Annotated in this window: 16 protein-coding genes and 1 pseudogene; 9 read left to right on the top strand and 8 right to left on the bottom strand. The window is 71.0% G+C overall.

Features of this window, described 5'->3' with window-relative positions; translation table 11 throughout:
- Positions 1 to 149: 149 nt before the first annotated feature.
- Both ACWD5O_RS04230 and ACWD5O_RS04225 read right to left on the bottom strand, forming a co-directional pair.
- Positions 150 to 380, bottom strand: a complete 231-nt coding sequence (locus ACWD5O_RS04230; protein WP_354966050.1) for a DUF2188 domain-containing protein — start codon at positions 378 to 380, stop codon at positions 150 to 152.
- 103 nt (positions 381 to 483) lie between these two features.
- A complete protein-coding gene (locus ACWD5O_RS04225) occupies positions 484 to 1,143 on the bottom strand; it encodes a M23 family metallopeptidase (RefSeq protein ID WP_449935397.1) in 660 nt (219 codons plus the stop codon).
- 134 nt (positions 1,144 to 1,277) lie between these two features.
- Between ACWD5O_RS04225 and ACWD5O_RS04220 the strand changes: the two genes are divergently transcribed.
- The 8 genes and pseudogenes from ACWD5O_RS04220 (at position 1,278) to ACWD5O_RS04185 (ending at position 10,232) form a co-directional block, all read left to right on the top strand.
- A complete protein-coding gene (locus ACWD5O_RS04220) occupies positions 1,278 to 3,677 on the top strand; it encodes a PEP/pyruvate-binding domain-containing protein (protein WP_450084533.1) in 2,400 nt (799 codons plus the stop codon).
- A 27-nt stretch (positions 3,678 to 3,704) separates the two neighbouring features.
- Positions 3,705 to 4,370: a hypothetical protein gene (locus ACWD5O_RS04215; RefSeq protein ID WP_354966053.1), complete on the top strand. Its 666-nt coding sequence runs from the start codon at positions 3,705 to 3,707 to the stop codon at positions 4,368 to 4,370.
- Positions 4,371 to 4,423: 53 nt separating this feature from the next.
- Positions 4,424 to 5,005 (top strand): TetR/AcrR family transcriptional regulator, encoded by a 582-nt coding sequence (locus ACWD5O_RS04210; RefSeq protein WP_354966054.1) that lies wholly within the window; start codon positions 4,424 to 4,426, stop codon positions 5,003 to 5,005.
- Positions 5,006 to 5,131: 126 nt separating this feature from the next.
- A pseudogene (locus tag ACWD5O_RS04205) lies at positions 5,132 to 5,185 on the top strand (hypothetical protein); the annotation flags it as partial.
- Positions 5,186 to 5,261: 76 nt separating this feature from the next.
- Entirely contained in the window at positions 5,262 to 5,477 is a 216-nt protein-coding gene (locus tag ACWD5O_RS04200) for a hypothetical protein (protein ID WP_387327072.1), read from the top strand.
- 111 nt (positions 5,478 to 5,588) lie between these two features.
- Positions 5,589 to 6,218, top strand: coding sequence for an ATP-binding cassette domain-containing protein (locus ACWD5O_RS04195; RefSeq protein ID WP_387327069.1), 630 nt, complete (start codon positions 5,589 to 5,591; stop codon positions 6,216 to 6,218).
- An 85-nt stretch (positions 6,219 to 6,303) separates the two neighbouring features.
- A complete protein-coding gene (locus tag ACWD5O_RS04190) occupies positions 6,304 to 9,330 on the top strand; it encodes an FtsX-like permease family protein (RefSeq protein WP_354966056.1) in 3,027 nt (1,008 codons plus the stop codon).
- Positions 9,327 to 10,232 (top strand): ABC transporter ATP-binding protein, encoded by a 906-nt coding sequence (locus ACWD5O_RS04185; RefSeq protein ID WP_354966057.1) that lies wholly within the window; start codon positions 9,327 to 9,329, stop codon positions 10,230 to 10,232. The genes ACWD5O_RS04190 and ACWD5O_RS04185 overlap by 4 nt, the downstream gene beginning before the upstream one ends.
- A 10-nt stretch (positions 10,233 to 10,242) precedes the next feature.
- On the opposite strand, the gene ACWD5O_RS04180 is transcribed toward ACWD5O_RS04185, so the two are convergent.
- The 3 genes from ACWD5O_RS04180 to ACWD5O_RS04170 all read right to left on the bottom strand — a co-directional run bounded on the left by ACWD5O_RS04180 (position 10,243) and on the right by ACWD5O_RS04170 (position 13,233).
- A complete protein-coding gene (locus tag ACWD5O_RS04180) occupies positions 10,243 to 10,884 on the bottom strand; it encodes a GNAT family N-acetyltransferase (protein ID WP_354966058.1) in 642 nt (213 codons plus the stop codon).
- 73 nt (positions 10,885 to 10,957) lie between these two features.
- Positions 10,958 to 11,941 carry a TolB family protein gene (locus ACWD5O_RS04175; protein ID WP_354966059.1) on the bottom strand — a complete coding sequence of 328 codons (984 nt, stop codon included), beginning with the start codon at positions 11,939 to 11,941 and terminating at the stop codon, positions 10,958 to 10,960.
- On the bottom strand, positions 11,938 to 13,233 hold the full coding sequence (locus tag ACWD5O_RS04170) for an MFS transporter (protein ID WP_450084532.1): 1,296 nt from the start codon (positions 13,231 to 13,233) through the stop codon (positions 11,938 to 11,940). Before ACWD5O_RS04170 ends, ACWD5O_RS04175 begins: the two co-directional genes overlap by 4 nt.
- Positions 13,234 to 13,455: 222 nt before the next feature.
- Between ACWD5O_RS04170 and ACWD5O_RS04165 the strand changes: the two genes are divergently transcribed.
- Positions 13,456 to 14,832 carry a CBM96 family carbohydrate-binding protein gene (locus tag ACWD5O_RS04165; protein ID WP_450084531.1) on the top strand — a complete coding sequence of 459 codons (1,377 nt, stop codon included), beginning with the start codon at positions 13,456 to 13,458 and terminating at the stop codon, positions 14,830 to 14,832.
- 78 nt (positions 14,833 to 14,910) lie between these two features.
- Here ACWD5O_RS04165 and mmsB read toward each other — a convergent pair whose 3' ends face one another.
- The 3 genes from mmsB to chvE all read right to left on the bottom strand — a co-directional run bounded on the left by mmsB (position 14,911) and on the right by chvE (position 18,919).
- Complete coding sequence (gene mmsB / locus ACWD5O_RS04160; RefSeq protein ID WP_354966062.1) at positions 14,911 to 16,161, bottom strand: multiple monosaccharide ABC transporter permease; 1,251 nt, start codon at positions 16,159 to 16,161, stop codon at positions 14,911 to 14,913.
- On the bottom strand, positions 16,158 to 17,696 hold the full coding sequence (gene mmsA / locus ACWD5O_RS04155; protein WP_354966063.1) for a multiple monosaccharide ABC transporter ATP-binding protein: 1,539 nt from the start codon (positions 17,694 to 17,696) through the stop codon (positions 16,158 to 16,160). Before mmsA ends, mmsB begins: the two co-directional genes overlap by 4 nt.
- 80 nt (positions 17,697 to 17,776) lie before the next feature.
- On the bottom strand, positions 17,777 to 18,919 hold the full coding sequence (gene chvE, locus ACWD5O_RS04150; RefSeq protein ID WP_450084530.1) for a multiple monosaccharide ABC transporter substrate-binding protein: 1,143 nt from the start codon (positions 18,917 to 18,919) through the stop codon (positions 17,777 to 17,779).
- Positions 18,920 to 19,466 lie beyond the last annotated feature (547 nt).

Raw genomic sequence — 19,466 nt, 5'->3', positions numbered from 1 at the left:
GTCAGGCCCCAGTAGCCCACGCTCGGCCGCATGACGCACAGTTGGCGGACGAAGATGAAGCACAGTGCTGACGGGTCACGCAGTCGCTGAAAGCGGACTGACCTCCTCGGCCGCGCCGAAGAGGTCAGTCCGCAGGAGGCTGGAGGCGGTCAGCCCTCAATGTCTCGCGGGTCGCGGCTGCGTGGGTAGGTGTTTTTCTCCCCGATCGTGCCGTCCTGCTTCTTGATCACGTGCTCGACGCCACGGTCGGCAGCCATCTCGCGACCCTGGGCCTGCGCGTCGGCCTTGGAGTCATGCGTACTGCTGGCCCGCTCGTTGCCCTCGGGCCGGTTCTTCCACTGCCCGTCCTCGTGGTACGTGTCGACGTCACCCTTGGTCATCGTCGGCTCCTCCCTGCGGCTGAACTGTCACCTCATCAGTTGCCCGGAGCCGTTCTGGGCAAACGTGGGTCACCTGGTCCTCAGCGGACGGTGGCGCCGACCGTCACTCCGGTCGGCAGTTGTTGCTTGTCCGCTTGACGATGTGTTCGCGCTCGTCGGTGGTGATACCCGACGACTCCCCGTCGAAGTGCGTCTCGACTTTGTCCCAGCCGCGGCGCTGCTCGTAGTGCAGGTGCGGGGCCCCGGAGTTGCCGGTGCTGCCGAGGCGGCCGATCTGGTCGCCCTGGGCGACCCGCTGACCCTCCCGGACCAGCGGCGGTTCGAGCAGGTGAAGGTACTGGGTCTCCCACTTGCCGCCGTGGTCGATCTTGACCCAGTAACCGCCACCGCGACCGCGCGGGCCCTCCGGATTCTCCGGGTTACGCCCGCCCAGCGATCCGTTGACGCCCGCCACGGTGACCGTGCCGGCGTAGGACGCGAGCACCGGCCGTCCCCACGCCTCGCCCTCGGTCGGAAACAGGTCGACGTCGTAGTCGTCGTGGCCGGGATAGGTGCTGAGCTGCCACGTCTCGCCGCAGGAGACGGGAAGTTGGAAGAGCGGACGCGGGCCCGGCGGTCGCAGCATCGGCACGACGACCACGGCTACGCCAATGAGGGCTCCGAGCGCGACGAGCGCGACGAGAACCCGGACGGTGGTGCGGCTGCGGACGCGGCGGTGGGTGCGGACTCTTGTGGGGTGGCCGGTCGTCACCGGACCGAGCATGGCAGATCCCGGCAACGCCTCAGCTCCGGGTCACGGCTGCCGTCCGACCGCTGCCCGACGTGACATTGCAGTCGTATCGCGAGCCGGGTACGGTGGGATGCAATGCAGTTGCATTGCATAGAAAAGGGGCCCAGATGCACGTGATCGCGCTGTCCGAGGCAACCGCCGACATGGTCGACCTGGTGGGTGGCAAGGCGGCCGGGCTGGGCGAGCTGATCCGGCTGGGCGAACGGGTCCCCGAGGGGTTCTGCGTCACCGCCGAGTCTCACCGGCTCGGTGTCATCCCGCAGGCCGAGATCCTCGCCGCGTACCAGCGACTCGGCGCGGGCCCCGTGGCGGTGCGCTCCAGCGCCACGGCGGAGGACCTGCCCGACGCGAGTTTCGCCGGGCAGCAGGACACGGTCCTGAACGTCACGGGCGCCACCGAGCTGATCGCCGCGATCAGGAAGTGCTGGGATTCGCTGCACACCGCCCGCGCGACGGCCTACCGCGACGCCCGTGCCATCGATCATCAGGCGGTGCGGATGGCCGTCCTCGTGCAACACATGATCACCCCTGCGGTGGCGGGAGTGCTGTTCACCGCGAACCCACTGACCGGCCGCCGCGACGAGATGGCGGTCGACGCGGCGCCGGGGCTCGGCACCACCGTGGTGGACGGTGCGACGACCGTGGACCACTACGTCCTCGACGGCGTCACCCGGGACGACACGGGATGCCTGACATCGGCGCACCTGGCGGAGCTGCGGACCACGGGTGCGCGGCTGCAGGGTCACTTCGGCTCCCCGCAGGACGTGGAATGGGCCATCGACGGGGACGGCCTGCTGTGGTTGCTACAGTCCCGGCCGATCACCAGCCTGTTTCCCCTCCCTCCGGAGACCGGCAAACCCCTCCCCCGGGTCTATCTGGAGTTCGGTCACGTTCAGGGCATGCTGCAACCGGTCACACCGATGGGCATGTCCACGCTGCGGTCACAGATCGCGGCGATGCTCGCCGCGCTCGGCGTCCGGGTCGAGATCGTCGACATCGGCGGTCGCCTCTACGGTGACCTGACCGAGCTGGCCCGGAGCAGGTCGTCCCGCAAGCGGCTGGTCAAGCTCATGGCGGTCGACTTCGGCCCGCGGGCACAGGCGGTGATGGAGCACGTCCTGGCGGATCCGCGGTTCGCGCCGACCACGGGCAGCACCGAGCGCGGCGCGGCGGCCGGGGCGTCCCTGCGCACGGCCGGCCGTGCGGTGGTGGGAATCCTGCGCGCGCTGGCCCGTCCCGACGCGGCGCGGATCCGGATGTTCCAGGCGGTCGAGCGGATGGAAGTGCGGTCGGCGGCGCCCGACGACCTGCGGACCTCCACCGACCGGCTGCGCTTCCTTCGCGCGCAGGACGGCGAGAACAGTGCGGACGACATCATGTGGCCCATCGTGACGGGCATGCTCGCCGCCGCGTTGCCGGCCTCGTTGCTCAAGGGCGTCGCCCGCCCGGACGAGATCCACACCGTGCTGGGCGGGATGCCGCACAACGTCACCATCGAGATGGACCTGGCGCTCTGGCGACTCGCCCGGGACGCGGACGAGCACCGCCAACTCCTGCTCGACACCCCGCCGGACGAGTTGGCCGCGCGTTATCTGCGCGGCACGCTGCCCGACATCGGAATGGCCGCGTTCCTGGACGCCTACGGTCATCGCGGCGTCGCTGAGGTCGACCTCGGCGTGCCGCGCTGGGCGGAGGATCCGGCACCGGTCTTCGCGGCGATCGCCAACTACCTGCGGGTCACCGACCCGCAGCAGGGGCCCGATCAACGCTTCCAACGGGCCGCCGCGGCAGCCGAGACCGCGCTGGACGAACTGGCCGCGCGGGCCCGCCGTCGCCGGCCGGTACGCGGCACCATCGCCGGGTTCCTGCTACGCCGGGCCCGGTCGTTGGCCGGCCTGCGGGAGGCCGGCAAGTTCGCCGGGCTGTACCCGTTGCGGGAGAACCGCCGGCAACTGCTGCTCATCGGCGCCGACCTCACCGCCGCCGGTCTGCTGGAGCAGCCCGACGACATCATGTTCCTGACCCTGGACGAGGCGGAGGCTGCGGTCCACCGCAGCACCGATCACCGGGCCACGGTCACCTCCCGCCGGGCGGTGCACCACCGGGAGTTGCGCCGCAGGTCGGTACCGGTGGCCCTGCTGTCCGACGGCACCGACGTCGAGACCATCCTGCCCTCGGAACCCGCCCGCGACGGCACCCTCACCGGTGTGGGGGCGTCGGCGGGCCGGGTGACCGGCTCCGCCCGGGTCGTCCACGACCCGGCAACCGCCCACATCGAGCCCGGCGAGGTCCTGGTCGCCGCGACCACCGACCCCGGCTGGACGCCGTTGTTCCTCACCGCCTCGGCGCTGGTCACCGAGACCGGCGCGATCATGGCGCACGGCCCCACCGTGGCCCGGGAGTACGGCATCCCCGCCGTCATCTGCGTGTCTGACGCCACCCGGACCATCTCCACCGGCCAACTCGTCACCGTCGACGGCGGCGCCGGAACCGTCACCGTCCACTGACCGCCAGCCCACGAGCGAGGACGAGGAATGACCGACATGAAGGCCCCGACCAGGGCGAGGGTGGCTCCACTGCTCCGCCGGGCCGCAGCGACGGAGGGCGCCATGTGGCGCAGCCTCTACGTGTGGGCACGGCGTAAGCCGCTGCCGCTGGCCCAGGGCGACGATCCGTTCGGCTACCTCGGCGTGGTCAAGCCGATCCTCGGCATCTTCATCGCCCTGTCGATCGTCGAGATTCCGGTCTTCGACCTCATCGTCACCCACGTGGTGCCGTGGCGGCCGGCCCGCTGGATCGTGCTCGGCCTCGGCATCTGGGGTCTGCTCTGGATGGCCGGTCTCTACGCGAGCATGCGGATCCACCCACACCTCGTCGGTGACCGGGGCCTGCGGGTGCGGCTGAGTTCGGGAATCGACATCTGGATCCCGTGGACGGACATCGAGGCCCTGCGCAAGCGTCACCGCTCGCTGCCCTCCAGCAGGTCGGTGCAGGTCGAGCAGGAGGGCGAACGACGGGTCCTGAACATCTCGGTCGGCGCTCAGACCAGCATCGACGTTCTGCTGCGCCGACCGACGACCTTCGACCTGCCCAAGGGTCGGACCGAGCCGATGGACGAGCTGCGGCTGTACGCCGACGATCCGGACGGCCTCCTGCGCAGCGCTCGCGGCACCCCCGCGACCGGCGCCGTCAGCCGGTAGCCGCCGCCCGTCGGCGGCGTGTCCGCGCCATCCACTCTGAGATGATCGAGGTCATGCCCAAGAAGGTCGATCACCAGGAGCGACGCACCCTCATCGCTGACGCGCTGATGCGGGTCGCCGCGGATCAGGGCCTGGAGGCCGTCAGCCTCCGTCACGTGGCTGCCGAGGCCGGCGTGTCCGCCGGCATGGTTCAGCACTACTTCCGCACCAAGGACGAGATGATGGCGTTCGCGCTGGCCGTGGTCCGCGAGCGCAGCCAGATCCGGGTCACCGAGGCGATGGACCGGCTGGGCCCGGACCCAGCCCCTCGGCTGCTGCTCCGCACGATGATCGCCGCCCTGCTGCCACTCGACGAGCGGACCCGCGACGACGGCCGGGTGGCGCTGGCGTTCCTCGCCTACACCGCGGTGCGGCCGGCAGCCGCGTCCAGCCTGCGCGAGGACACCGGGCAGCTGACCGGGTTCATCGCCGGCCTGCTGCCCCTTCGGAACGCCGACGCCGCCGCGGCCGGCCTGCTGGCGCTGATGGAAGGGCTGGGCATCTATCTGCTGGGCGGGCAGTACACCGCCGAGCAGGCCTTGGTGGCGCTGGATGCCCACCTCGACCTGATCTTCGGCTCGACGACGGGTGCCTGAGCGAGGATGAGCTGATGAGCCGCGTCCTTCGGACCCGACCGGTGCTCCTGGAGGAGTCACACCGGGCGACCACCTTCGAGATCTTCTTCGACCTGGTTCTGGTACGCCTGGAGCTGCTACACCTGGCTGAGCAACCAGGTCCGCGCCGACGTCGGCCTGGTGCGGGCCGGGATGATCGTGGCGATGGCCGCCATCTTCGTGGCCACACTGGTGATCCCCGACGCGTGGCAGCACGAGGACGGGGCGGTGAGCCATCGTGTTGTACGGCGGCGCCGCGGTCTACCTGATCGGCCGGTTCCTGTTCCTCCGGCTGACCGTCCGCACCTCGCCGAGCCAGTTCGTCGCCATCGGCGTGACACTGCTGCTGGTGCCGGTCGCCGGGGTCCTGCCCGCACTGGCCGCCCTCGGGCTGCTCACCGTCTTCCTCACCATCCTCGTCCTGTACGAGAGGTTCACCGCGCCGGTTCAGTGACGACGTTCTCGACGGCGGCGCGACGAATCGACGGATTGTGCCGCCCCCGCTCGCCATGGCACTGTGCGAATCCTCGGGGAGGGGCGGTTGCAGATGTTGACCATCCAAAGGATGACGCTCGGGTACGGCGACGCGCCACCCGTCCTCACGGACGTCTCGGTGACGGTCCGGCCGGGTCGGGTGCTGGCGTTGACCGGCTCGTCGGGCGCGGGCAAGACCACCCTGCTCAACGCCATGGCGGGGCTGCTGCGGCCGCGCGACGGGGCGGTGACCGTTGACGGGCAGCCGCTCCGCGACCGTGATCACGCGGTGGACCACCGGATCGTCCTCATCCCCCAGGACAACGGGCTGGCCCCGATCCTGACCGCCGCGGAGAACGTGCAGGTGACTCTCGTCGCCGGCGGCGTGGCACCGCCCGAGGCGCGCCGGCAGACCGCCACGGCGCTGGCTCAGCTGGGCCTCGCCGGGCAGGCCGACCAGCTGGTCGAGGAGCTGTCGGGCGGCCAGCAGCAGCGTACGGCCATCGCCCGCGGCCTGGCCCTGGGCGGCGGTGTGCTGCTGGCCGACGAGGTGACCAGTGAGCTGGACGCGGGCAACCGGCAACGGGTGCTGGATCTGTTGCACGACGAGGCCCGGCGGGGCGCGGCCGTCGTGTTCGCCACCCACGACGCGGAGGTCGCCGCCGCCTGCGCGGCGGAGCTGCACCTCGTCGACGGGCGAGCGGAGATCGTGCGCGATTGAGGTAGCTTGCGGTAGGTAACCGGTCCGTATCGATCCGCGTACGCGGGGCGGTGCGCGGGCCGGCTCGTCGGTAGCGTCACCGTCCATGTTGGCCGTCATCGGGGGCGCGCTCGCGGCCCGCCGGGCGCAAGCCCTGGCGGTGCTCCTGCTCGCGGTGCTCGCCAGTGCCGCCGCCGCGGCCGCACCCGGCTACGTGGCCGCCGCCGGGCGGGCCCTCGCCAGCAACGAGTTCTCCACCGCCGACCCGAACGAACTGCGGCTGCGGCTCACCGACCCCACGGAGTACCCGGGGATGCCGGGCGACCCGACCGGGAGTGTGTTCGCCGCCAAGGTCGAGCGACTCGCGCCGGCCGGGTTCGTGGTCGTCCTCGGCGCGCAGAGCGGCGGCGTCGCCGCCGGCCCAGCCGGGCGCGTGACCTCGAACCTGATCTACCGAGCGGGGGTGTGCGAACGGGTCGTGATTGTCGGCGCCTGCCCCCGGTCCACCTCCAAGGGGCAGCTGCCCGAGGTGCTGGTCAGCACGAATACCGCAGCGCATCTGGGTGTCGCCACCGGCGGCCAGTTCACGTTCGGCGCGGTGCCGGTGCGGGTGGCCGGCGTCTACCGGCCGCTGGACGCGACCGACCCGTTCTGGCTCGGCGGCGAATATCTCCGGCCACCCGCACCGGGTTCGGCGCCCCCGTCGGCCGTGGGCAGCGCACCTGACGCCATCTTCACCTCCGAGTCCTCGCCCTTGGCCGACGACGACGCCATCCTGTACCGATCGATTGCTGACCTGTACGTGACCGAGCAGGCGGTGTCGACCCGGTCGGGGCAGGACCTGCGGGACACCGCCGCGGCGGTGACGCGCGACGGAAGCCGCGAGGGTTTCGGTGCCGGCACCTCGCTGCCGAGCCTGCTCGATCGCGTCACCCTCCAACGTGGGCAGCTGGCCGCGGGCGTGACACTGGGTGCCGGCCTGCTCGTCCTGCTCTGCTGGCTGGTGCTCTTCGTGGCGGTCAGCTCGGCGGCCGACGAGCGCCGACCGGAACAGGGCCTGCTCCTGCTCCGCGGGGTGCAGCGCCGACGGCTGTGGGCACTGGCGATCGGCGAGCACGCCGTACCCGTGCTGGTCGCGATCCCCCTGGGCTGCCTGGGTGGCCTCGCCGCCGCCAGACTGCTCGCCGCGCACACCCTGCCCGCCCGTGCCGACGTCATGGTGGACACGACCGTGATCGGCTACGCCGCCGTCGGCGCCGCCGGGGCGCTCACCGCGGTGCTGCTGGCCCAGGCGCGGACCCTGTCCGCACCGGTCGTCGACCTGCTGCGCCGGGTGCCAGCGCGGATGCGGGGGTGGCGGGCGACCGTCGGCGACATCGTGGCGGTGTCCATCGCGGTGGCCGCCCTGGTGCAGTTGCGCTCCGGCGGGTCGCCCTCGGGGTTGGCCCTGTTGGCTCCGGTGGCCGGCGCGCTCGCCGCGGGCCTCCTGCTGGCGCGGGTCGCCATGATCGCCGGGGCGGCGGTGGGGGCGGCGCTGCTGGCACGGGGCCGGACAACCGCTGGCCTCGCTCTCGTTCAGGTGACCCGCCAACCACGATTCCGACCACTGATCGCGCTGCTCACCGTGGTCGTCGCGATGCTCGCCTTCACCGCCGCGACGAGCGAGGTCGCGTCGGCCGCCTACACGGATCGGGCGACCGTCGAGGTCGGGGCACCCCGCGTGGTCGGCGTCGACGCGCTGTCGCACCGGCACCTGCTGGAGTCCGTCCGAGCCGTCGACCCCGAGGGTCGCTTCGCGATGGCCGCGGTGGTGAAGGAGGCAGCCACCGGGGTCGGCACGCCGGTGCTCGCCGTGGACTCGGACCGGCTGGCGACGGTGGCCGCGCCGCACTCGTCGTACGGCGTGGCCCTGGCGGACGTCGCACGAAAGATCCGCCCCGAGGCGCCGGGAGCACCGTTCCTGCTGCGGGGGCGTGAACTCACCGTGGTCCTCTCCGCCAGCTACGACGAGGACGCCTTCGGCGGGAACCGTGTCCGCCTCTTCGTCTCGGTCGCCAGCAGGACCGGCACCCGCCGGATCACCGCCCACAAGGACATCAGTCCCGACCTTCGCGAATACCGCGTGCAGGTGCCCGAGTGCGCGCAGGAATGCCGGTTGGTCAACATGGAGATCGTCGCCCCGGTCGTCTCCCGGCCGCTGAAGATCCGCTTCGAGGAGTTGCGCACCGGCGACAGCGACGCGGAGCGGCTGACCGGAGCGGAGTTGGCCGACCTGCGACGGTGGCGGCAATCCGACCCGACGGACACCTTCCTGACCGCCACGAGTGGCCGGGATGCCGCTCTGGTCTTCGATGTGGCCGAGAACCGTCGGTCCACGCCGGCCGGCATCGCCGTTATCGATTCGCCGTTCCCGTTACCCGGTTGGTTGACCCGGTCCAAGGCGGCATCCCTGCAACGGGGATACCCGTACGAGGGGATCGACGGGTCGCCGACGCAGGCGACGGTTGAGGGCCTGGCGGACCGACTGCCCCGACTCGGGGGATCCGGCATGATCGTCGACCTGGAGTACGCCGACCGGCTCTCCGTCGCCGGCCAGACCGGTGTCAAGGAGGTCTGGTTGGCGCCGACCGCGCCCGCCGACATCGTCGACCGGCTGCGGGCACAGGGTCTGGTCATCCAATACGACCGGACGACCGCCAGTATGCGGCAGGGCTTCGACCGGCAGGGGCCGGCGTTGGCGTTGCGCTTCAACCTGTTCGCCGCGTTGGCCGGGGTCCTGATCGGGGCGGCCGGTCTCATCGCGGCGGCAGCCGCCGAACAGCGCAACCGGGTCGCCATGCTGGTGGCGCTCCGGCGGCAGGGGCTGCCCCCACGCGCCGTCCGCGGCGGCTACGGATGGCCGGTCGCGGTCGCCACCGTGGCGGGCGGCCTCGCCACCCTCGTGATCTGGATCCTCATGCGGAGTGGGCAGCGCCTGTTCGGTGACGGCCGGTCGCCGGTCCCGTTGCCCGACTGGCCGGACGTTGGCCGACTGCTGTTGTTCGTGGTGCCCACGGTCGTTCTCTTCGCCCTCACCGCGGCGGTGCTCGGCCGGTTCGTCGCCGCCTCGGTCCGCCGCCGGACCGGCCGATGACCGCCGCACCGCCCTCCGAGGGCGTCCCCGTCACCTGCCACCGGCTGATCCACATCTACTCCACCGGGACCGGCGACGTGGTCGCGCTCTCCGGCGTGGACCTGTCCATCTCCGCCGGCGAGATGCTGGCGCTGGTCGGGCCGTCCGGCTCGGGCAAGTCCACCCTGGTCTCCATTCTCGGCGGGCTCATGCGGCCCAGCGCCGGCCGGGCGTACGTGGGCGAGCACGACCTGTCCCGGCTGTCCCCGACCGGTCTGGCCGCCCTCCGCGGGCCCACGGTCGGGACGGTGTTGCAGGGCGCCGAACGCAACCTGCTGCCGTACGTGTCGCTGTCGCGCAACATCTGGTTGGCCCAGCGGCCGGCGGCGCGGCTCGCCGGGCGCCGGCTGGATCCGCCGGAGGCGATCCTGGAGCTCGTCGGTCTCGCCGGCGCCGGCGCGCGCCGCTTGAGGGACCTGACCCCGGGGCAGCGTCAGCGGGCCGCACTGGCACAGGGGCTCGCCGCCGGGCCCGGCCTGCTCCTGGTCGACGAGCCGACCAGTCAGCTCGACGGGGCCGGTCGCGACGAGGTGCTCGCCGCGCTGGCCACCATCAACTCCGAGCGGGGGACGACGGTGGTCGTGGTGACCCACGACGGTGACGTCGGTGCCCAGCTGGGTCGAGCCGTCACCATCCGCGACGGCCGGGTGGGCGCGGAGGGACGGGACGGTCGGGACTTCGCCGTGGTGGCCGGGGACGGCACTATCCAGCTTCCGCCGGAGACGTTGGCGACCTTCCCGGCCGGGACGCTCTTCGAGGTCGACCACACCGGCGAGTCGATCACCCTGCGCGCCACCGTGAACCCGTCGACCTCCCGCAACGGCGAGGTGACGAGCGGCGAGCGCGGCCCCGCCGCCGGTTGACGAGCCGGCGTTAGAGGCCGAACATCGGCCGGCAGGCCGCCACCCCGTCGACGCGCACCGCGGGCCGCTGCTGCCGCGTCCACGTCTGCCTGGTGAGCCTCAGCCGGTCAGAGACCAGGGCCTCGTCGCCACGAGCGTCGACGGAGATGCCGTCGTGCTCGTAGCCGAGCTTGCGGGACACGCCCTGGGAGGCGTGGTTGTCCTGGAACACTTCGGTGCGGGCGGCCCGCGCGCCCAGGTGGTCGAAGGCCAGCGTGAGCAGACCCACGCGGGCCTCGGTCCCGTAGCCCCTGCCCTGGTGGTCGAGTCCCAGCCAGGCCGATGTCGTGACCTCCCGGACGACCGCGAAGTCGTTCGCTCGCAGGGTGACCACGCCGAGCGGGCGCCCGTGGTGGAACACTCCGAGCCCGAGCCGCCACCGTGCCGCGCTCCACCCCGCGAGCTGGTCCCAGTGTCCCTGCAACACGGACCGCGCCCGATCCTCCGGGCTGCCGTCGGTCCACGGGGTCAGGAACGGACGCTCATCCGCTCGGTGCACGCCGTCGCCGGCAAGCTGGGCCAACGCCGCCAACTCCTCGTCCCGGGGCAGGCGCAGTTCGAGTCGTGACGTCGAGATGATCAGGCCGTACTGGGGCCACAGGTCGGCGAGCATACGCTGATCATGATGCCGGCCGTTCGGCTCCGCCACCGGTTTGTGGAGCCAGCTCCGCCGGCCGCGCTCGCCATCAGGTGACCGGGGACGGGGACTCGGCGCCGGGCAGCATCAGTGTCGGCGCACCGGACCCGTCGGCCGGGACGGTCCAGACGTCGGGACGGCCGTCGCTCTGGCGCAGCGTGTAGGCCAGCGTGACGCCGTCCAGCCAGGCCGCTTGGTCGTCGACGCTGGCCGTCTCCGCCGTCGCGGTCACCCGCATGGTCGACAGGTCGAGGACCGACAGCCGCCAGCCCTTCGCCGGGTCGGCGTCGACGGCCTCCTTGAAGGCGATCCGCGTGCCGTCTTGCGACAGCGACGGGCACTCGACGTTCTCCTTCATCGTCTCGAGGGTGCGGGCGGCGACGTCGCCTCGGACCAGGTACCGCTTTCCGTCGGTGGACATGGTCGCGTAGAAGCGGTTGTCGTCGGCGGTGAAGGTGACGCCCCAGAAGTTGACGTCGGGATTGCGGTAATCGCGGCCGTCCCGGGTGACCGCGAACTCCTCCAGTGACATCACCGTGGCGCCGGTGGTGGTGTCGAGGATGCCCGTGCGCGTGTAGAACCCGCTGCTGGTGTAGGAGTCACCGCCGACGAATGTCGTCCAGGAGACCATCCGGCCGGAGGACGAGACCCGGGCCCGGTTCGGCAGGCCGGGCACGGGAACGGACCGCGTCGGTCGCAGCGCGGCGTCGAGCACGACGACCTGGTACGTCCACGGCGTCTCCGGCTTCAGGCAGACGCCGGTGCCGGCCGCCGCGTACACCCGAAGGCACTCCAGGTTGGTCACGGTGCGCGGCCCGGCGGGGTCGGCCACGGCGACCGACGAGACGTGCCGGTCGGTGATCGCGAGCAGGCGCGGCCCGGGCGTCAGGGTGACCGCCTGATCCGCGCCGGCGGCGGGTGGTGGGGTCCGGTCCCGTCGCGCGGCCGTGGCGGTGTATCCGACCGCCACGGTGCCCAGCAACACCGTCGAGACGGCCACCACACCGAGTTTCGTTCGGGTCGACAACGTCATCGGGGCACCTTCCGGGTGAGCAGGCGGGACGGGGTGGCCAGCAGGAGCACCGTGACGACGAGGACACCGCCGACGGCCAGGGCCGCGAGCCGGATCGCGGTCTCCGGTCCCCACGCATGCCAGGTGAGACCGAACAGGACCGAGGAGACGAGGTACGCCAACGCCTGCCCGGTCTGCACGAGCGCGATGCCGGTGGTCCGCAGCCGTGGTGGCAGCACCGGGCCGGCGAGCGCGATGAGCACGCCGTCAGTGGCCGCGTAGAACGTGCCGTACAGCGCCAGGGTCAGCACGAGCACCGGCCAGCCGTGGACCGGGCCGGCCAGCAGCAGGTACGTCACGCCGAGGGTCGCGTAGCCGCCCACCACCACCGGCAGCCGGCCGATCCGGTCGGCGAGCACACCGAGTGGGGCGGCGAGAACCAGGTACGCCAGGCTGGTCCCCACCGCGAGCAGCGGAAACCACCGCAGGCCGAGGTCCTCGCGGCGCTGGAGCAGCAGATAGACGAAGCCGTCGCCGATCGTGGCCAGCCCGAGCAGTGCCGCCGCCAGCAGCAGGCGGCGGGCGGGGCGGCTGCGCAGCAGACCGAGCGCCTCGCGTACGGAGACCTTTGGGTCGTCCGGGCCGTCCGTCGGCTCGCCGTGCGGACGCTCCCGGACGAAGAGCACGAGCACGACGACGGCCAGCACGGCGACGCAGAAGCTGGTGACGAAGACCGCGTCGTACGACTGCCCGACGGCCAGCAGCACCGCGAACGCGGCCAGCGGCCCGAGGAACGCGCCGACACTGTCCATCGCCCGGTGCACACCGAACGCCCGGCCCAGCGCCTCGGGTGGTGTGGAGAGCGTGATGAGCGCGTCGCGCGGTGCGCTGCGGATGCCCTTGCCGAGCCGGTCGACGGCGATGACGGCGCCGATGGCCGGCACGGACCGGCCGGCGAACAGCAGGCCGAGCTTGGCGGCCGCCGAGAGCGCGTAGCCGACGCCGGCCACCAGCTTGTGCCGACGGAAACGATCGGCGGCGAAGCCACCGACGACTCGCAGCAGCGCGCTCGCTCCGGTGTGGACGCCGTCGAGCACGCCGAAGGCCAGTGGGCTGAGTTGCAGACCCAGCACCAGGTAGAGCGGCAGGACGGCGGTCACCATCTCGGCGGAGACGTCGGTGATCAGGCTGACCGTGCCCAGGGCCACGACGTTGCCGCCGACCAGGGCCAGCCGGCGGCGGGGCCGTCCGGAGGCGGGCGGGTCGGAGGGGGGCGGGTCGGCGCCCGGTCGGGAGACGGTCGACAGGTACACGAGCATCTCCTCGAATCGGCGGCCTGACGGTCAGCCATCCTGCGAACTAATCGGAGGGGTTACAAGGAGCCGTCGGGAGCGAGCAGACGAGCGTCGGGTGAACACGTCACCAACATCGAAATGTTTCGCTGTTTGAGCGTACTGTTCATCTGGCCGTAGTCCGCCGGTCCGGCGACCTTCCTACGTTCCTTGCGCTCGACACACGCAGAGAAGGGGTCCTGGATGGACATTCGATTTCCCCGCCCATCGGTGGCGCTGGGGGCGGTCGCGGTGCTGGTCGCCGCCACCGCCGCGGTCGTCGTGACCGGCGCAGGTGCGGCGTCGGCGGCGACCGTGACGTACGCGCCGGTCGCCGACACCTACGTCCAGAGCGACACGGCGTCCACCAACTACGGCACGTCCACGCAGATCGTGGCCGACAACTCCCCCGTCCGACGGTCGTTCCTGCGCTTCACCGTGAGCGGCGTCAGCGGCACGGTGACCACCGCGAAGCTGCGGCTGCGCACGATCAGCGGCAACAGCGGCAGCGACGCCGGTGGCACGTTCCGGAGGATGTCCAACACGAGCTGGTCGGAGACCGGCACCACCTGGAACAACCAGCCGGCCATCGACGGGGCCACGCTCGGCTCGATCGGGGCGGTCAGCGGCGACACCTGGTACGAGCTGGACGTCCGGGCGGCGGTCACCGGCAACGGCACGTACAGCTTCGGGGTGACCTCCGCCAGCGGTGACGGCGTCTACTACGACTCGCGGGAGAGCGGAGCCGACGCACCGCAGTTGGTGGTCACGACCGGGACCACGCCGCCACCCTCCGGCGACCCGGTCCTGGTCGGCGCCGGTGACATCGCCAACTCCGGCTCGGGCGACACCGCCACCGCTGCCCTGCTCGACAACATTCCCGGAACGGTCTTCACCACCGGCGACAACGTCTACAGCAACGGCACCGCCGCCGAGTTCAACAGCTACTACGCCCCCACCTGGGGCCGGCACAAGGCGCGCACCCGCCCGGCGCCGGGCAACCACGACTACAACACCTCGGGAGCCACCCCCTACTACAACTACTTCGGTACGCAGGCCGGCCCCAGCGGGCGCGGCTACTACTCCTACGACCTCGGCAACTGGCACGTCGTGTCGCTGAACTCGAACATCAGCATGTCGGCGGGCTCCACCCAGGAGCAGTGGCTACGGGCCGACCTCGCGGCCAGCAGCAAGCCGTGCACGCTGGCCTACTGGCACCACCCGCTGTTCACGTCGAGCTCGAACCACGCGCCGTCGACGCCGACGCGGCCGCTGTACCAGGCGCTCTACGACTACAACGCCGACGTGGTCGTCTGGGGGCACAACCACGTGTACGAACGGTTCGGCCCGATGAACCCGGCCGGTGGCTACGACGCCAGCCGGGGCATGCGCAGCTTCGTCGCCGGGATGGGCGGTGCGGACCACTACAGCTTCGGCACCATCCAGCCCAACAGCGAGGCCCGCAACAGCTCGGCGTTCGGGGTACTGAGGTTCACCCTGCACGCCGGCAGCTACGACTGGCAGTTCGTGCCGGTCGCCGGGCAGACCTACAACGACAGCGGCACCGGCAACTGCCACTGATCCGTCGACCCCGCTGCGCTGCTCGCGGCGCAGCGGGATCGCCGGCGGTGGTCAGGGGCCAGGCCGGGCGACGCGGCGTCAGCGGGTTCCGGCGGCGCGTCGCTTGTTATAGACGTCGAAGGCCACGGCCACCAGCAGAACGAGCCCCTTCACCACCGACTGTGTCGACTGGTCGACGCCCATCAGCTGCATGCCGTTGCTCATCACCGCCATGATCAGACCACCGACCATCGCGCCCACCACGGTGCCCACGCCGCCGGTGACCGCCGCGCCACCGATGAACGCCGCAGCGATCGCGTCCAGCTCGAACATGTTGCCGGCGGCGGGCTGGGCGCCGTTGGACCGCGAGGAGTAGATGACGCCGGCCACCGCCGCCAGGAAGCCCATGTTGACGAACATCCAGAAGTTGACGGTGCGGACCTTCACCCCGGACAGCGCCGCGGCCGAGAGGTTGCCGCCGATCGCGTAGACCTGACGACCGAACACGGTACGCCGGGTCAGCAGGCCGTAGACCAGGACGAGGACCGCCAGCACGATCAGCACGATCGGGAGGCCGCGGGCGTGCGCCAACTGCCAGGCGAAGTACATGATGACCGCGCCGACCGCGGCGACCCGGGCGACGAACAGCGGGAACGACTCGACGGGCTGCTGGTAGCGGATGCGCGCGACGCGGGTGCGGAAACCGCTCACCGCGTACCCGGCCACGGCGACGGCTCCGATCAGCAGCGTGAAGGCGTCGAAGCCCTGCCCGCCGAACAGTCCGTTGAGGAATCCCGCCGCGACGCGCTGGTACTCGGCCGGGAACGGCGACAGCGAGATGTTGTCGAGCACCCGCAGGGTGAGACCCCGGAACAGCAGCATCCCGGCCAGGGTCACGATGAACGCCGGGATCCCGGCGTACGCCACCCAGAAGCCGTGCCAGGCGCCCACCGCGACGCCGACGACGAGCGCGGCCAGGATGCCGACCCACCACGGGTAGCCCTGCTGGATCACCAGGACCGCGGAGACCGCTCCGGTCAGCGCGACCACCGAACCCACCGACAGGTCGATGTGCCCACCGATGATCAGGATGACCATCCCGATCGCGAGCACCAGGATGTACGAGTACTGCAGGACGATGTTGGTGATGTTGCCGGGGCTCAGCGACACCCCGTCGGTCAGGATCGCGAAGAGCGCGACGATGACGACCAGGGCGACGTAGATCCCGCTCTGCCGCAGGTTGTTCAGCACCAGGGCCCGAAGGTCGCTCGTCCCGGTGTGCAGGGCGGCGGCCGGCGCGCTGTCCGGGGGCGTCGGGCGCTCCGTCGAGGGGGTCTTGATGCTGGTCATCCGACGAGCTCCTTGTCCTTGGTCATCAGCTCCATGAGGCTCTCCTGGGTCGCCTCGCCGACCGGCTTCTCACCGGTGATCCGGCCGGCGGCGAGGGTGTAGATGCGGTCACACATCCCGAGCAGCTCCGGCAGCTCGGAGGAGATGATGATCACCGCCTTGCCCTCGCCCACGAGCCGGTTGATGATCGTGTAGATCTCGTACTTGGCCCCGACGTCGATCCCGCGGGTGGGCTCGTCCAGGATCAGCACGTCGGGGTCGGTGAAAAGCCACTTCGACAGGACGACCTTCTGCTGGTTGCCGCCGGAGAGCTTGCCGACCACCGCCATGACGCTGGGCGCCTTGATGTTCATCTCCCGCCGGCTCGCCTCGGCGACCTTGATCTCCTCGTTGCCGTTCACCCAGCCCAGCCGGGCCAGCCTGGCCAACGCGGCGGCGGAGACGTTGCGGCGGACGTCGTCGATGAGGTTCAGGCCGAACCGCTTGCGGTCCTCCGTGACGTAGGCGATGCCGTTGTCGATCGCCTCCGCGACCGTACGGGCCTTCGCCTCCCGCCCGTGCACGAACAGCCGACCACTGATGTCGCGGCCGTAGGACCGGCCGAACACGCTCATCGCCAGCTCGGTGCGCCCGGCCCCCATCAGCCCCGCGATACCGACGACCTCACCGGCCCGCACGGACAGGCCGACGCCCTCGACGACCAGCCGGTCCTGGGTCGGGTGCCGTACCGTCCAGTCCTCGATCCGGAGCACCTCCTCGCCGGGGGACGACACCCGGTCCGGATAGAAGCTGTCCAGGTCGCGCCCGACCATGCCCCGGATGATCCGCTGCTGGGTCACGTCGTCGGCCCTCATGTCGAGGGTCTCCACCGCGCGCCCGTCCCGGATGACCGTGGTGGAGTCGGCGATCGCGGTGATCTCGTTGAGCTTGTGCGAGATCATGATGCAGGTGATTCCCTGCTCCTTGAGCTGCCGCAACAGGTCGAGCAGGTGAGCCGAGTCGACGTCGTTGAGGGCGGCGGTCGGCTCGTCCAGGATGAGCAGGCGCACCTTTTTCGACAGCGCCTTGGCGATCTCCACCAGCTGCTGCTTGCCCACCCCGAGCTGGATGACGGGAGTGACCGGATTCTCGTGCAACCCGACGGACGCCAGCAGCTCCGCCGCGTCGGCGTTGGCCCGGTTCCAGTCGATGAGCCCACTGCGGCCGCGGCGCTCGTTGCCGAGGAAGAGGTTCTCGGCGATCGACAGGTACGGCACCAGGGCGAGTTCCTGATGGATGATGACGATGCCGTTGGCCTCGCTGTCCCGGATACCGCGAAACTGCATCGGTTTGCCGTCGAACAGGATCTCGCCGTCGTACGAGCCGGACGGGTGCACCCCGGAGAGCACCTTCATCAGCGTGGACTTGCCGGCGCCGTTCTCGCCGCAGATGGCGTGGATCTCGCCCCGGCGCACCGCGAGGGTGACGTCCTCCAGCGCGGTCACCCCGGGGAAGGTCTTCGTGATGCGACGCATCTCGAGGATGGTGTCGTCCATGGTCACTGTCCTCAGTCGGATCGGGACGCGGTACGCCATGATGCCGGGCCCGGCGGTGAACGCCGAGCCCGGCAGGCAGATTACTTCTTGGCCTGACCGGCGGCGACCTCTTCCGCCGTCCAGTAGCCCGAGTCGATCAGCGCCGTCTTGATGTCGTCCTTGTAGACGGTCACGATCGGCAGCAGGTACGACGGCACGACCTTCACGCCGTTGTTGTACGTCTGCGTGTCGTTGGCCTGCGGCTGCTTGCCCTGCAGGAACGCCTCGGCGGCGTTCACGGCCTGCTCGGCCAGCAGCCGGGTGTCCTTGAAGACCGTGCAGGTCTGCACGCCGTCGTTGATCAGCTTGATCGAGGCGATCTCGGCGTCCTGACCCGTCACCGCCGGGAGCTTCTTACCCGCCTTGCCGTAGCCGGCGTTCTGCAGGGCGGTGATGATGCCCCGGGAGATGCCGTCGTACGGCGACAGGACCCCGTCGACCCGCGCGCCGTCGTTGTAGCTGGAGGTGAGCAGGTCCTCCATCCGCTTCTGCGCGGTCTCCTGCTGCCACCGCAGGATGGCCACCTGCTCGATGGTGGTCTGTCGCGACTTCACCTTCAGCGTGCCGGCGTCGATGAACGGCTTCAGCGTGTCCATCGCGCCGCCGAAGAAGTACTGGGTGTTGTTGTCGTCCAACGACCCGGCGAACAGCTCGACGTTGAACGGACCCTTCGCCGTACCCTTCGAGCCGTCCTTGTTCTGCAGGCCGAGGCCGACCAGCAGCCCGGTGGCCTGGGCGACGCCCACCTTGTAGTTGTCGAAGCTGACGTAGAAGTCGACGTTCTTGCTGCCGCGGATCAGCCGGTCGTACGCGATCACCGGGATCTTCGCGTCGGCGGCGGCCTGCAACTGGCCGCTGAGCGCCGTGCCGTCGATCGCCGCGATGACCAGAACGTCCGCACCCTGGGTGATCATCTGGTCGACCTGCTGCGACTGGGTGGGGATGTCGTCGCCCGCGTACTGGAGGTCGACCTTGTAGCCCTTGGCCTCCAGCTTCTGCTTCACCGCGTTGCCGTCGGCGATCCACCGCTCGGAGGTCTGCGTCGGCATCGAGACGCCGATGGTCAGGTCGCCGGGTTTCTTCGCGCTGGTGTCACCGCCGCTGCCAGCACCCTCGCCACTGCACGCCGCCAGGCTCAGCGCCAGCACCGCGCCGCCGAGAGCAACCAGGAACTTCCTGCCCACGGGCCTCTCCTCTCTGGACTCCCCAGCCGACCGCCGGGGCCACCTGTCATCTTCCCGGGTAGTGTTAGCGCTCACATAGAGCACGTCAACACTTAATCCGAAATGCCGGCGTCACGGTCTCGTAACGGCGGCCACCCGGCAAGCCGGCCTGCGCGGCTTCGGCCTGGCCGACGCGGCCCGCGACTGGCCGGCGCGACCTCAGCTGGCCAGCGCGGCCTCAGCTGGCCGGCGCGGCCTCAGCTGGCCGGCGCGGACTTGCCGACCGCCCTGACAGCGACCCTGCGAATCTGCGCCCGAGAGCGGCCGGTGATCGACTCGTCTTCGTTGATGTCGGGGCCTCCCCGACGCCCGGACGCCCCGACATCAACGAAACCGAGTCGATCAAGCGGCATGGAGCCGCTGCGGCGGACCGACGGCGGACCGATCCGACCGCGGCCCGGTCCAGGCACCTCCCTGCCCCACATCTCGAGCAGGTCGACAGGAAGCAGGTGTGAGGTCGGCCGGCCAGCGACCAGACAGCGACCGGCCAGACAGCCGCCCCTGAGGA

The organism is Micromonospora sp. NPDC005161, from assembly GCF_053599855.1.
Note: the sequence above shows the minus strand (reverse complement) of the source record. Positions and strands in the feature narration are given on the sequence as shown.